Raw genomic sequence first — 13,594 nt, 5'->3', positions numbered from 1 at the left:
AGCGTAGATCAGGCTTTCTCCAGCGTGCATTGCAGCGGGTGCTGGTTCTCCCGCGCGTAATCCATCACCTGGCTGACCTTGGTTTCCGCGATTTCATAGGGGAAGATGCCGCAGACACCCACACCTTTCTGATGCACATGCAGCATGACCCGGGTGGCCTGCTCCATATCCATCCGAAAAAACCGCTTCAGCACCATCACGACGAATTCCATGGGCGTGTAATCGTCGTTTAACAGCAGTACCTTGTACTGGCTGGGCTTCTTCGGCCGGGTGCGCGTCCGGGTGGCCAGGCCCACTTGGCCGTCGCCGCCACCATTGCCGTCGCCGGCATCGTCGCCGCCATCTTCGTCCTGAGACAACGGGCCGGCGGGGCCGCAATGCCCGGCCGTTGCCCGCGAAACAGCATGGGGCGGCACCGGTCGGTTGCCGGCCGGGGGTGGAAGGTGGCTGCGCATGAAGCAGGAATATCGCATCGCGACCCCCTGCTTCAAGATGCAAGCCCCCGCAAAATGTGCCGCCGTCATCCGGAACCGGTCGGTCGGTTGCATACAGCAAGGGGCCGGGTGACGATGCACCCGGCCCCCGCCATGTTCAACGAACCGCTCGCCTGGATCAGACGGGCTTGTTCATCTTGTCAGCGGCAACGCTCATCCGGCCGGAGATCGGCTCGAACGCCTCGTTCGCCAGCTTCATCATCGCTTCGGTGTTGCGCGAGCTTGCCGCCACCAGCGAATCGAAGTTGCGGCGCATGATCTTGCCCTGCAGCTGGAACAGCTCGGTCGGGCTCTTGATCGCGGCCACTTCCTTCATGTCGGCGGTCATCTGCTCGTAAGCGGACTTGGCTTCCTCGGCATAGGTCTTGCCGATGGTCTGCAGGCCTTCGGACAGGATGCGGCTGCTCTCGACCAGCGCTTCGACGTTGCCCTTGGCGAACTCGGTCGCCTCGCCAGCAGCGGCGGTGCCCTTCTCGTAAGCTTCGCGGGCCTTGCCCTGCGCTTCGTTCATCGCCTGGGTCACCGAAGTGGTGACGCTGTCGTTGAACTGCTGGATATCTTCGTTGCTGGGGGCAGTGGCCATGATCTTGTCCTTGAGCTGTGCAATCGTGCGCTTCACGGGATTGTCGCCCTGCATGCCCCGGATGGGGCTGCTAGCCGGCGGGGCGGCGGCTTCGACAACAGATTGGGGCATCGGCTGGGCCACAGGCTCTGTCACGGGATCACCCCCGGTATCAGGCTGCGGAGCGGCCGAAGCCGGGTTCGCCATCACGGGAAAAGCAGGATCATCCTGCGACTTGCCTTGATCGTCCATGTTCATTCCAACGGAGGGTAATAATGGAACCTTGCGGTGCAACACCGTTGTTGCGCTGCACAAAATAAATATTTTGCGTTTGTCGTCAAGCAGATTGTGCACTGCACAAAGCGATTAGCTTAACAGTCAGCGCATTGCTACGTAGCGTCCTGGCGCCGCCTCAAGCCCGTCCTCCGCCGGGTCGCGGGCGCCCTCCGCCGGCACCCTGTCCGGCGCGATGGCAGTGATCCAGCTGGCCCAGTCGCTCCACCAGCTGCCCGGCACCTCCTGCGCGCCTTCAACGAACTCCTCCAGCGATCCCGTCACCGGGCCATCGATCCAGAACTGGTACTTGCCCGATTCGGGCGGGTTCACCACGCCGGCGATATGGCCGCTGCCGGCCAGCACGAATCGCGTCGGCCCGCCGACATGCCCCAGCATGCGGAACACGCTGGCCGGCGGAGCGATGTGATCCTCCCGCCCGGCCTGGACATAGACCGGCACGGCGATCCGCCGCAGGTCGACCGGTGTGCCGTCGGCGCTCAGCCGGTCTGGCACGACCAGCAGATTGTCACGATACAGGTCCCGCAGATAGGCCTCGTGCCACATGGCCGGCAGATTGGTGACGTCGCCATTCCAGTGCAGCAGGTCGAAGGCCGGATAGTCCTCGCCCAGCAGATAATGGTTCACCACCGTGTTCCAGATCAGGTCCGGACCGCGCAGCAGGTTGAAGGTGGCCGCCAGATAGCGGCCATCCATGTAGCCGGTCTTGCTGGCCTGGCGGATCACCTCCAGCTGCGTCTCGTCGATGAACAGCTTCAGCTCCCCCGCGGCGGCGAAATCGACCTGCGCGGTCAGGAAGGTGGCGCTGGCCACCTGCTCGCCCTGCCCGCGCCGGGCCATCACCGCCAGCGTCGCCGCCAGCGTGGTGCCAGCCACGCAATAGCCCACCGTATGCACCGCCGGCACGTCCAGCCGCGCCCGCACATGTTCGATCACCTCGATCTGCGCGCGGACATAATGGTCCCATTCCACATGGGTCAGGCTTTCATCGGCCGACCGCCAGCTGACCATGAACACGGTCAGCCCCTGCGCCACGGCCCAGCGCACGAAGCTCTTCTTCGGATTGAGATCCAGGATGTAGAAGCGGTTGATCCAGGGCGGGAAGATCACCACCGGCGCGGCCAGCACGTCGGGCGTGGCCGGCGAATACTGGATCAGCTGGTACAGCTCGGTCTCGTGCACCACCTGTCCCGGCGTGGCGGCGATCGTCTCTCCCAGGCGGAAGGCGCTGCTGTCCACATGGGTCAGCTGCCCCCGCTCCAGATCGGCGGCCAGCCGCTCCATGCCCCGGCGCAGGTTCTCGCCGCCGGTCGCCAGCGTTCGCTGCAGCACCTGCGGATTGGTCAGCGGGAAATTGGCCGGGCTCAGCGCATCCAGCATGGCGCCGATGGCAAAGCGCACCGATTGCCGCTCCCCTTCCGCCAGCCCCGGCGAATCGTCGATCGTGCCCAGCAGGAACTCGCTCAGCAGCAGATAGGACTGGTGCAGCACCGCAAAGGCGGGTTGTTCCACCCACTCGGGCGCGGCGAAGCGCCGGTCCTTGCGCGGCAGCCGCACCGGCGCGCCGGTGTCGGCGGCGGCGGCGAACTGGCCTGCCAGATTCTCCCACAGCGCCGCCAGCTGCTCTGCCAGGTGCTGCTGCCGCTCCGGATCCATGAAGGGCAACGCCTGCGCCCATTCACGCATCAGCTGCAGCCAGCGTGCCGGATCGGCGAACAGCGGCACCGGCATCTCGCCTCCGGGCACGCCCGGCGCCCCCGCCAGCGGACGCTGCTGGTGCAGGAACGCCAGCCACATGTCCTGCAGCCGCTGCGCCGCGGCGCTCCATTCGGCGACAGCCTCGCCCGGCGGCACCGGATCGGCCGTGCCCGGCAGGAAGGTCTGCATGGCCTGCCGCGCCAGTTCGGCCTGCGCCTGCAGCATGTCGGTCACCAGCTCGCCCGCATTGCGCGGCAAATCGTCACCCATCGCTTCCTCTCCTTTGCCGCGTGCATAGCATGGCCGCACCATACGCAAGCATCTGCATTGCACCGGCCTGCCGGTTCCGGCACATGGACGATCGGGGCAACCATCTTGCGCGCATCGCCCCGGCGCCAAACGAATGTTGCAGAGGCCATGGACACCGAATTCTACCGCATCAAGCGATTGCCGCCCTATGTCATCGCCGAAGTAAACGCGATGCGGGCCGCCGCGCGGGCGGAAGGGAAGGACATCATCGACCTCGGCATGGGCAATCCGGACCTGCCGCCGCCGCAGCACGTGATCGACAAGCTGTGCGAAGCCGCGCAGAAACCGGACGCTCACGGCTATTCGCAATCCAAGGGCATTCCCGGCCTCCGCCGCGCCCAGGCGAACTACTACCAGCGCCGCTTCGGGGTCGAGCTGGACCCGGAAACGGAGGTCGTGGTCACGTTGGGGTCCAAGGAAGGGCTGGCCAGCCTCGCCACCGCGATCACCGCGCCGGGCGATACGATCCTGGCCCCCAACCCCAGCTACCCCATCCACACATTCGGCTTCATCATCGCCGGCGCCACGATCCGCGCCGTGCCGACGACCCCGGACGAACGGTACTGGGATGCGCTGGACAAGGCCATGCGCTTCACCAGCCCGCGCCCCACGGTGCTGGTGGTGAACTACCCCAGCAATCCCACGTCGGAAATCGTCGATCTCGCCTTCTACACCCGGCTGGTGGACTGGGCGCGGGAGAACAAGGTGTGGGTGCTGTCGGACCTCGCCTATTCGGAACTGTACTATAACGGCCAGCCGACCCCCTCCATCCTGGAAGTGCCCGGCGCGAAGGACGTGGCGGTGGAGTTCACCAGCCTGTCCAAGACCTTCAGCATGGCCGGCTGGCGGATCGGCTTCGCCGTCGGCAACAAGACGCTGATCGCCGCGCTGACGCGGGTGAAATCCTATATCGACTACGGCGCCTTCACCCCGCTGCAGGCCGCCGCCTGCGCCGCGCTGAACGGGCCGCAAGACATCGTCGACAACAACCGCCTGCTGTACCACAAGCGGCGCGACGTGCTGGTGGAAAGCTTCGGCCGCGCCGGGTGGGACATCCCCGCCCCGCCCGCCTCCATGTTCGCCTGGGCCCCGCTGCCGCCGGCGCTGCGCCATCTGGGCAGCATGGAATTCGCCAAGCAGCTGCTGACCCATGCCGGCGTCGCCGTGGCGCCGGGGGTCGGCTATGGCGAGGATGGCGAAGGCTTCGTGCGCATCGGTCTGGTGGAGAACGAACAGCGTCTTCGGCAGGCAGCCCGCAATGTCCGTCGCTATCTCCAGAGCATGGGAGTGAACAGCTCCGCCGCATGACGGGCCGCCGGGTGGCTGGCGCACTTGCCACCGCCCGGCAATGCTGGTGCGCTCCCCCCAAACCCGTGATTCGGGCTGAGAAGGGGCGCACCGTGGAGTGGTTCTGCTGGGACATGCGGGCGGGCGATATCCCGCAACAATGGGATCTGCGGCGTTGCGGCTGGCAGCTGTGCCCCTGCTCCGATGACGGGCAGCCGCGATGCGTGCATGTCACGCTGCTGGACGGGCGGAATCTGCCCGATGACGATCGCACCCTGGCGGGTGCGCGGCGGCTGATCGTGCTGGGGGTGGCGGACAGCACGGCGCGCGCCCGCCTGCTGGCGCGCGGCTGTGGCGACGTGCTGCAGTCGGCAATCGGCCTGGCGGAGCTGGCAGCCCGGGCGCGCCGCGTGCAGACGGCCGCCAGCGCCGTGCCCCGCGCCTTGCCCGCCGGGCCGCTGATGCTGGACCTGCTGCACCGCGATGCCCGCCGGGGTCCGTCATGGCTGGGCCTGCACCCGCGCGAATTCGGGCTGCTGTGGCGCCTGGCGGAGGAGCCCGGCACGCCCGTGACCCGCCGCACCCTGCTGCAGGATGTGTGGCGCATCCATCACGAGCCCGAAACCAACAGCGTGGAGGTTCACGTGTCCCGCCTGCGCGGCAAGCTGGCGCTGGCCGGCTGCGCCGATCTGGTCCGCACCGCCAGCACCGGCGGCTACCGGCTGGAGGTGCCTGACGGCCATGTTCCGGCGACCGGTCCGCCCCCGGACACGGCCTTGTCGCCTTGATGCCGAATGGCCGTTGCGCTTCCCCGCCGCTTTCGCTAGGTGCGCGCCTTCCGGCCCGATGGCGGAGTGGTTACGCACCGGACTGCAAATCCGTTTACGCCGGTTCGATTCCGGCTCGGGCCTCCATACCCCTCTGATCCGGGGACGCCGCTTTAGCTCAGTTGGTAGAGCACATCATTCGTAATGATGGGGTCACAGGTTCGAGTCCTGTAAGCGGCACCATCCCGGCCAGCCCTCCACGGGTTGAGCGGTGGGGGGATGGTGTTACTGCCGATCCGATGGGAGATCGGCATTGTCAGTGAAATCTACGAACCGCATGCGCCTGCGCTGGCTGCTCGCCCCGCTGTGCGCCACTGTGCCGTGCCTGCCCGCCGCAGCCGAGGAGATGGTGCTGTTCGACGGCGCCGCTGCCCCCACCATCGTGCACGGGGATGACACCACCGCGCGCCTCGCGGCCGAGCTGCTGGCCCGTGACCTTTTCGCCCTGACCGGCCGGACGGCGGACCTCGCGACCGACCCGGCGCGCTGCGCCGTCACCTGCATCATCATCGGCCAGCACGACGCGCCGCTGATCGCCGGCCTGGGCCGGGCCGGCGCCACCGCCGGTCTCGCCGGCAAGTGGGAGCAATATCGTCGCTCCGCCTTCACCGATGCCGCCGGGCGCCGCATCTTGCTGATCGCCGGGTCCGACCCGCGCGGCACCGTTTGGGGCGTGGTCGACCTGACGCGCGACCTGGGCATCTCCGCCTGGGAATGGTGGGCTGACGTGACACCGCGCAAGGTGGGCCGGCTGGTGGTGGATGCCGCTCCCGTTCTCTCGAAGGAACCGTCGGTCCGCTATCGTGGCATCTTCCTGAATGACGAGGATTGGGGCCTGCAGCCCTGGGCGGCAAAGACCTACGAGCCCGAGACCGGCGATATCGGGCCGAAGACCTATGCCCGCATCTTCGAATTGCTGTGGCGGCTGAAGGCCAACACGATCTGGCCCGCGATGCACGACAGCACCAGGCCGTTCTGGCAGATTCCCGGCAATGCCGCCGCCGCGCGCGACCATGCGATCGTGCTGGGCACATCCCATGCCGAACCCATGAACCGCAACAATGTGCGGGAATGGGAAGAGGCGGAGCGCGGCCCGTTCAACTGGTTTACCAATCGCGACGCGCTGCTCGGCTACTGGCGCGAGCGGGCGGTGGAGGCGCGGGACCAGGACACGATCACCAGCATCGGCCTGCGCGGCAAGCATGATTCGGGCATGGAAGGCGCCAGCACGGCCGAGGAGGCGCGCGATGCGACCGCCGCCGTCATCGCGGCGCAGCGCGATCTGCTGGCACAGGTGCAGGGCCGCCCGCCGCAGCAGGTGCCGCAGGCGCTGACGCTCTACAAGGAGGTGCTCGACACCTACAATGCCGGCCTGGCAGTGCCGGACGATGTCACGCTGGTGTGGCCGGACGACAATTACGGCTACATCCACCAGTTGCCCGACGCCGCCGAGCGGCAGCGCAGCGGCGGATCGGGTGTCTATTATCACCTGTCCTATTGGGGTCGCCCGCACGATTATCTGTGGCTGGCGACGACGCACCCGGCGCTGGTGCGCGAACAGATGCAGCGCGCCTGGCACACGGGCGCGCGGCGGATCTGGATCGCCAATGTCGGCGACATCAAGCCGGCGGAGTATCTGACGCACTACTTCCTCGACCTCGCCTTCGATGCCGGCAAGTTCGACCAGACGCCGGACGATCATCTGCGCGGCTGGGCGGCCGCGCAGTTCGGGGCCGATGCGGCGGCCGAGATCGCCGGGATCATGAATGCCTATTACGGTCTCGCCTGGGAACGGCGACCGGAATTCATGGGCTGGGGCCAGACCGAACCGACCCGGCCGAACCGGGTTTCGGACTATGTCCGCACAGGTGGGGAGGAGGCGGAGCGCCGGCTGGATGCCTATGCCGCGCTGGTCTCGCGGGCGGAGGCGCTGGGCGCCACGCTGCCGGCCGACCGGCAGGATGCCTTTTTCCAGCTGGTGCTATACCCGGTGCGCGCGGCTGCCAGCCTGAACGAACGTATCCTGAAGCTGGACCTCGCCGCCACACATGCCGGGGCGCAGCGCGCTCCGGTGCCGGTCGCGGATCCCGGCGGCCATGCCAGCCGCCACGCCGGCGTGCCGCGCGCCGATATGGCCGCGCTGGCGCAACAGGCCCGTGCGGCACATGCCCGTATCGTGGAGGACACCGCCACCTACAACAGCATGGCCGGCGGCAAGTGGGCCGGCATGATGGACATGGCGCCGCGCCGCCTGCCGGTGTTCCAGGAACCGTCATGGCCCGGCTACACCCTGCCGCAAGTAGCGGCATGCGGGCTGGAGATGACCGATCTCGCATTGACCGCCGGGCGGCCCGCGACACGCGCCTTCACGCTGTATAGCGGCGGGGTCGCGGCGGATTGGGCCCTGTCCGGCCTGTCGGGCGCCACCGCTTCCGCCAGCAGCGGGCGGCTGGATGAAGGCAACGGCTTCCGCACGCGCATCACGCTTGCTTATGATGGGGCGGAAACACTGGCCGGGGGCACGATCACCTGCGGGGAACGGCAGCTGCAACTCGCCCCGGCCCTGCTGCCGGCAGACCCAGCCCCTGCCTTCAACGCCATCATCGGCCTGCCCGCGATCGCTGCCAAGGGTGCGGATTGGGAGGTGGTGCCCGGCCTCGGCACTCGCGCCGGCGCGCTGCGCTCCCGGCTCGACCTGCCCAAAGGCGGCAGCGGCGCTGCTCCGCTGGCCTACAACTTCACGACCACCGCATTGCAGGATGCCCGGCTGCGGATCGTCGCCATTCCCGCCCATATGCTGACCGGCGAGGACCGCATGCGGATCGTCGTGCGGGTGGATGGCGGCGAGGCTACCACCCTGGATTTCACTACCCATGGCCGCAGCGAGGAGTGGAAGGCCAACGTCCTGTCCAACACCGCGCTGCGCCACATCGCCTTGCCGCAACTGCCCGCGGGTCGGCACCGGGTGGAAATCGTGCCGCTCGATCCCGGCGTGCTGCTGGACCGGATCGAACTCCACCCCGACACCGCGCCCGATTATTATGGCGCGGTGCCGGCGATGCAGCCGGTGGATCAGTAGACGACCACGCTCCTGATGCTCTCGCCCGCATGCATCAGGTCGAAGCCCTTGTTGATGTCCTCCAGCGATAGGACATGGGTGATCATCGGGTCGATCTCGATCTTGCCGTCCATGTACCAGTCGACGATCTTCGGCACGTCGGTCCGGCCCTTCGCCCCGCCAAAGGCGGTGCCGCGCCAGTTGCGGCCCGTCACCAGCTGGAACGGGCGGGTGGCGATTTCCTTGCCTGCTTCCGCCACGCCGATCACGATCGACGTGCCCCAGCCGCGATGGCACGCCTCCAGCGCGGTGCGCATCACTTCGGTATTGCCGGTGCAGTCGAAGGTGTAGTCGGCGCCGCCATCGGTCAGCTCGACCACCTTGGCGACCGTCTCCTCGCGCGACATGCCCTTGGTGTTCAGGAAATGGGTCATGCCGAAGCGGCGGCCCCATTCCTCCCGCTCCGGGTTGATGTCCACGCCCACGATCATGTTCGCGCCGGCCAGCCGCGCGCCCTGGATCACGTTCAGCCCGATGCCGCCCAGGCCGAACACCACGACATTGTCGCCGACCTGCACCTTGGCCGTGTTCACCACCGCGCCGACGCCCGTGGTCACGCCGCAACCGACATAGCAGCTGGACTGGAACGGCGCATCGGTGCGGATCTTCGCGACCGCGATTTCCGGCAGGACGGTGAAGTTGGAGAAGGTGGAGCAGCCCATGTAATGGAAGATCGGCTGCCCCTTGTAGCTGAAGCGGGTCGTGCCATCCGGCATCAGCCCCTTGCCCTGCGTTGCGCGAATGGCAGTGCACAGATTGGTCTTGCCGGACAGGCACGACTTACACTGGCGGCATTCGGGGGTGTAGAGCGGGATCACGTGATCGCCCGGCACCACGCTGGTGACGCCCGCGCCGACTTCGCGCACGATGCCGGCGCCTTCATGGCCCAGCACGGAGGGGAAGATGCCTTCGGAATCCAACCCGTCCAGGGTGTAGGCATCGGTATGGCAGATGCCGGTCGCCATGATCTCCACCAGCACTTCGCCGGCCTTGGGCCCTTCCAGGTCCAGTTCGACGATCTCCAGCGGTTGCTTCGCCGCGAAAGCGACGGCGGCACGGGTCTTCATAGGTTTGCCCTCCTGATAGCGCGCCCGGCGCGTAGACCGGTGGCGAAGCAGCGGCAAGCTTCCCAAATGGGGTTTGCTCCCAAGGCTTTGGCATGAAAAGGACCGGTGCATGGACAACCCCTATCGCAAACCCCTGCCCGGCACGGACCTCCACTACATCGATGTGCGCGCGGCGGTCGAAGCCATCAGGCCGGGCGCCTATGACCGGCTGCCCTATGTCGCGCGCGTGCTGGCCGAACAGCTGGTGCGGCGCGCCGATCCGGCCGACCTGCCGGACTACCTGCAGCAGATCGCCGACGGTCGGCGGGATCGCGACTTTCCCTGGTACCCGGCGCGCGTGGTCTGCCACGACATCCTGGGCCAGACCGCGCTGGTCGATCTCGCCGGCCTGCGTGACGCGATCGCGGACCAGGGCGGGGATCCGGCCAAGGTCAATCCGGTGGTGCCCACGCAGCTGATCGTCGATCACAGCCTGGCGGTGGAGCATGGCGGCCATGACCCGGACGCCTTCCTGCGCAACCGGGAAATCGAGGACCGCCGCAACGAGGACCGGTTCCATTTCATCGAATGGTGCAAGACCGCGTTCGACAATGTGGACGTGATCCCGGCGGGCAACGGCATCATGCACCAGATCAACCTGGAACGGATGAGCCCTGTCGTGCAGGTGCGCGATGGCCTGGCCTTCCCCGACACCTGCGTCGGCACGGACAGCCACACCCCGCATGTGGACTCGCTGGGCGTGATCGCAGTCGGCGTCGGCGGGCTGGAGGCGGAAACGGTGATGCTGGGCCGCCCGTCCATGATGCGCCTGCCTGTATCCGTCGGCGTGCGCCTGACCGGGCGGCGTGCGGAAGGGATCACGGCCACCGACATCGTGCTGGCCATTACCGAGTTCCTCAGGCGCGAGCGCGTGGTCGGCGCCTGGCTTGAATTCTACGGCGAGGGGGCGGAAAGCCTGTCCGTCGGCGATCGCGCCACCATCAGCAATATGTGCCCCGAATATGGCGCCACGGCGGCAATGTTCTTCATCGACCAGCAGACGATCGACTACCTGCTGCTGACCAACCGCGCGCCTGAACAGGTGCGGCTGGTGGAAACCTACGCCAAGCAGGTGGGCCTGTGGGGCGATGCACTGGCGACGGCGGAATATGACCGGGTGCTGGAGTTCGACCTTTCCACGGTGGAGCGCAACCTGGCCGGCCCCTCCAACCCGCACAAGCGCCTGCCCACCGCCGCCCTGCATGCGACCGGTATCGCGCATGATCTGCCGGGCGCGCTGGCGCAGGAGCAGGCCGGCCTGATTCCCGATGGCGCGGTGATCATCGCCGCGATCACCAGCTGCACCAATACCAGCAATCCGCGCAACGTGGTCGCGGCCGGGCTGGTGGCGCAGAAGGCCAATGCGTTGGGCCTGACGCGCAAGCCGTGGGTCAAGACCTCCTTCGCCCCCGGATCGCGGGTGCCCAGCCTGTATCTGGAGGAAGCCGGCCTGCTGGAGGAGCTGGAGCGGCTGGGCTTCGGCATTGTCGGCTTCGCCTGCACCACCTGCAACGGCATGTCGGGCGCGCTGGACCCCGCCATCCAGCGCGAGATCGTGGAGCGCGACCTGCACACCACCGCCGTCCTGTCGGGCAACCGCAATTTCGACGGCCGCATCCATCCCTTTGCGCGGCAGGCCTTCCTTGCCTCCCCGCCGCTGGTGGTGGCCTATGCCATCGCCGGCACGATCCGCTTCGATATCGAGCGGGACGTGCTGGGCATCACGCCGGGTGGCCAGGAGGTGCGGCTGCGCGACATCTGGCCCACCGATGCGGAGATCGACTCGGTGGTCGGCCAGCATGTGAAGGCATCGCAGTTCCGCGACGTGTACGACCCGATGTTCGCGCGCGACCTGCATGGCCATGAGGCAGTCTCGCCGCTGTATGACTGGCGCCCGCAATCGACCTATATCCGCCGCCCGCCCTACTGGGACACGGCCGGCCTGGGCGCGCTGGCGGCATCCCCGCGCACGCTGCGGGGCATGCGACCGCTGGCGATCCTGCCGGACAACATCACCACCGATCACCTGTCCCCATCCAACGCGATCCTGCCGACCAGCGCCGCGGGGGAATACCTGACCAGCATGGGCGTGCCGGAGGAGGACTACAATTCCTACGCCACCCATCGCGGCGACCACCTGACCGCGATGCGCGCCACCTTCGCCAACCCGCAGCTGGTGAACGAGATGGCGGTGGTGGATGGCGAGGTGCGCCGCGGCTCGCTGGCGCGCGTGGAGCCGGAGGGCGGGGTGGTGCGCATGTGGGAGGCCATCGAGACCTATCTCACCCGCCGCCAGCCGCTGATCATCATCGCCGGCGCCGATTACGGGCAGGGTTCGTCCCGCGACTGGGCGGCCAAGGGCGTACGGCTGGCCGGGGTGGAGGCGATCGTGGCCGAGGGTTTCGAGCGGATCCACCGTACCAATTTGATCGGCATGGGCGTGCTGCCGCTGGAGTTCACGCACGGTACCACCCGGCTTGGCCTGAAGCTGGACGGGACGGAAACGTATGACGTGCTGGGCGATCCGCAGGCGGGCGCGGAGCTGACGCTGGTGATTACCCGCCGCGATGGCAGCGTGGAGGAGGTGCCCGTCCTGTGCCGGCTGGACACGGAGGAGGAAGTCTCGATCCACGAGGCCGGCGGCGTGTTGCAGCGCTTCGCGGAGGACTTCCTGGCGGCGGAGGCGGCATGATGGCGGCACCGCAGATCGCCATCCCCGCCGCCTATATGCGCGGCGGCACCAGCAAGGGGGTGTTCTTCCGCATGGAGGATCTGCCCGAACCCTGCCGGGTACCGGGCACGGCGCGGGACCGGCTGTTCCAGCGGGTGATCGGCAGCCCCGATCCCTATGGCGCGCAGATCGACGGCATGGGCGGGGCGACCTCCAGCACCAGCAAATGCGTGATCGTCGGCCCCGCCACCGTGCCCGATCATGATGCGGATTACCTGTATGGCCAGGTATCGATCGACAGCGATTTCGTGGACTGGTCCGGCAATTGCGGCAACCTCTCCACGGCAGCCGGCGCCTTCGCCATTCATGCCGGATATGTCGATCCGGCCCGCAACACCACGAACGGCATCTGCACCGTCAGGCTGTGGCAGGCCAATATCGGCAAGACGATCATCGCCCATGTGCCGGTCAGCGACGGCGCGGTGCAGGAAACCGGCGCCTTCGAACTGGACGGCGTCACCTTTCCGGCCGCCGAGATCGTGCTGGAGTTCATGGACCCCGCCGATGGAGAGGGCGCGATGTTCCCCACCGGCAATCTGGTCGACACGCTTGACGTGCCGGAAGAGATTGTCGCCGGCGGCAGGCTGCAGGCCACGCTGATCAATGCTGGCATCCCCACCATCTTCGTCCGGGCGGCCGATATCGGCTACACCGGCACCGAATTGCGCGAGGCCGTTAACGGCGATCCAGAGTCGCTGCGCCGGTTCGAGGTGCTGCGCACGATCGGCGCGCTGAAGATGGGGCTGATCGCCACCGCCGAAGAGGCGCTGAGGCGCCAGCACACGCCCAAGATCGCCTTCGTCGCCCCGCCCGCCCCCTACATCACCGCCAGCGGCCGGTCGATTGCCGCTGAGGAGGTGGACCTGCTCGTCCGCGCGCTGTCCATGGGCAAGCTGCACCATGCCATGATGGGCACCGCCTCCGTCGCCATCGCCGCCGCCGCCGCGGTGCCCGGCACGCTGGTCAGTGAGGCGGCCGGCGGAGGCGAGCGGACCTCCGTGCGCTTCGGCCACCCCTCCGGCACCCTGCGCGTGGGTGCCGAGGCGAGCCAGGTGGACGGACGCTGGACCGTGACCAAGGCGGTGATGAGCCGCAGCGCGCGCATCCTGATGGACGGCCGCGTGCATGTGCCGGCAGGCACGTACTGACAACAAGAAGAAGAATGGAC

At 67.6% G+C, this 13,594-nt stretch carries 9 protein-coding genes and 2 tRNA genes; 7 read left to right on the top strand and 4 right to left on the bottom strand.

The features are described from left to right. Positions 1-8 precede the first annotated feature (8 nt). The 3 genes from clpS to D5S08_RS08360 form a co-directional block, all read right to left on the bottom strand. Positions 9-455, bottom strand: coding sequence for an ATP-dependent Clp protease adapter ClpS (gene clpS / locus D5S08_RS17475; RefSeq protein ID WP_121117670.1), 447 nt, complete (start codon positions 453-455; stop codon positions 9-11). A 157-nt stretch (positions 456-612) separates the two neighbouring features. Then, the gene (locus D5S08_RS08365; RefSeq protein ID WP_241557306.1) at positions 613-1,410 is read right to left on the bottom strand and encodes a phasin family protein; all 798 of its coding nucleotides are present in this window, start codon (positions 1,408-1,410) and stop codon (positions 613-615) included. A 24-nt stretch (positions 1,411-1,434) separates the two neighbouring features. Beyond that, positions 1,435-3,318: a PHA/PHB synthase family protein gene (locus D5S08_RS08360; protein WP_241557305.1), complete on the bottom strand. Its 1,884-nt coding sequence runs from the start codon at positions 3,316-3,318 to the stop codon at positions 1,435-1,437. Positions 3,319-3,465: 147 nt separating this feature from the next. Between D5S08_RS08360 and D5S08_RS08355 the strand changes: the two genes are divergently transcribed. From D5S08_RS08355 to D5S08_RS08335, 5 genes are all read left to right on the top strand, one after another. Next, the gene (locus tag D5S08_RS08355) at positions 3,466-4,665 is read left to right on the top strand and encodes an LL-diaminopimelate aminotransferase (RefSeq protein ID WP_121117435.1); all 1,200 of its coding nucleotides are present in this window, start codon (positions 3,466-3,468) and stop codon (positions 4,663-4,665) included. Positions 4,666-4,757: 92 nt separating this feature from the next. Then, positions 4,758-5,432 (top strand): winged helix-turn-helix transcriptional regulator, encoded by a 675-nt coding sequence (locus tag D5S08_RS17125; protein ID WP_241557304.1) that lies wholly within the window; start codon positions 4,758-4,760, stop codon positions 5,430-5,432. 52 nt (positions 5,433-5,484) lie between these two features. Further along, a tRNA-Cys gene (locus D5S08_RS08345) sits at positions 5,485-5,558 on the top strand. 20 nt (positions 5,559-5,578) lie between these two features. Continuing rightward, positions 5,579-5,654: transfer RNA gene (locus D5S08_RS08340), tRNA-Thr, on the top strand. A gap of 94 nt (positions 5,655-5,748) precedes the next feature. Next, positions 5,749-8,550 (top strand): glycosyl hydrolase 115 family protein, encoded by a 2,802-nt coding sequence (locus D5S08_RS08335; protein ID WP_121117433.1) that lies wholly within the window; start codon positions 5,749-5,751, stop codon positions 8,548-8,550. Here D5S08_RS08335 and D5S08_RS08330 read toward each other — a convergent pair. Beyond that, a complete protein-coding gene (locus D5S08_RS08330; protein WP_121117431.1) occupies positions 8,544-9,656 on the bottom strand; it encodes an S-(hydroxymethyl)glutathione dehydrogenase/class III alcohol dehydrogenase in 1,113 nt (370 codons plus the stop codon). The two genes, D5S08_RS08335 and D5S08_RS08330, sit on opposite strands and share 7 nt — an antisense overlap. A gap of 109 nt (positions 9,657-9,765) precedes the next feature. Between D5S08_RS08330 and acnD the strand changes: the two genes are divergently transcribed. Both acnD and prpF read left to right on the top strand, forming a co-directional pair. Beyond that, a complete protein-coding gene (gene acnD / locus D5S08_RS08325; protein WP_121117429.1) occupies positions 9,766-12,387 on the top strand; it encodes a Fe/S-dependent 2-methylisocitrate dehydratase AcnD in 2,622 nt (873 codons plus the stop codon). Continuing rightward, positions 12,384-13,574, top strand: coding sequence for a 2-methylaconitate cis-trans isomerase PrpF (gene prpF / locus D5S08_RS08320; protein ID WP_121117427.1), 1,191 nt, complete (start codon positions 12,384-12,386; stop codon positions 13,572-13,574). Before acnD ends, prpF begins: the two co-directional genes overlap by 4 nt. Positions 13,575-13,594: the final 20 nt, after the last annotated feature.

The organism is Croceibacterium ferulae (assembly GCF_003660445.1).
In the GTDB taxonomy this organism is placed as follows: Bacteria; Pseudomonadota; Alphaproteobacteria; order Sphingomonadales; family Sphingomonadaceae; genus Croceibacterium; species Croceibacterium ferulae.
The sequence above is the reverse complement of the archived record's forward strand: the minus strand, read 5'-3'. Positions and strand labels throughout refer to the sequence as shown.

Coding starts and splice junctions, on each gene's coding strand:
- clpS (WP_121117670.1), bottom strand. CDS start 455: ATGCGCAGCCACCTTCCACCCCCGGCCGGCAACCGACCGGTGCCGCCC.
- D5S08_RS08360 (WP_241557305.1), bottom strand. CDS start 3,318: ATGGGTGACGATTTGCCGCGCAATGCGGGCGAGCTGGTGACCGACATG.
- D5S08_RS08355 (WP_121117435.1), top strand. CDS start 3,466: ATGGACACCGAATTCTACCGCATCAAGCGATTGCCGCCCTATGTCATC.
- D5S08_RS08335 (WP_121117433.1), top strand. CDS start 5,749: ATGCGCCTGCGCTGGCTGCTCGCCCCGCTGTGCGCCACTGTGCCGTGC.
- D5S08_RS08330 (WP_121117431.1), bottom strand. CDS start 9,656: ATGAAGACCCGTGCCGCCGTCGCTTTCGCGGCGAAGCAACCGCTGGAG.
- acnD (WP_121117429.1), top strand. CDS start 9,766: ATGGACAACCCCTATCGCAAACCCCTGCCCGGCACGGACCTCCACTAC.
- prpF (WP_121117427.1), top strand. CDS start 12,384: ATGATGGCGGCACCGCAGATCGCCATCCCCGCCGCCTATATGCGCGGC.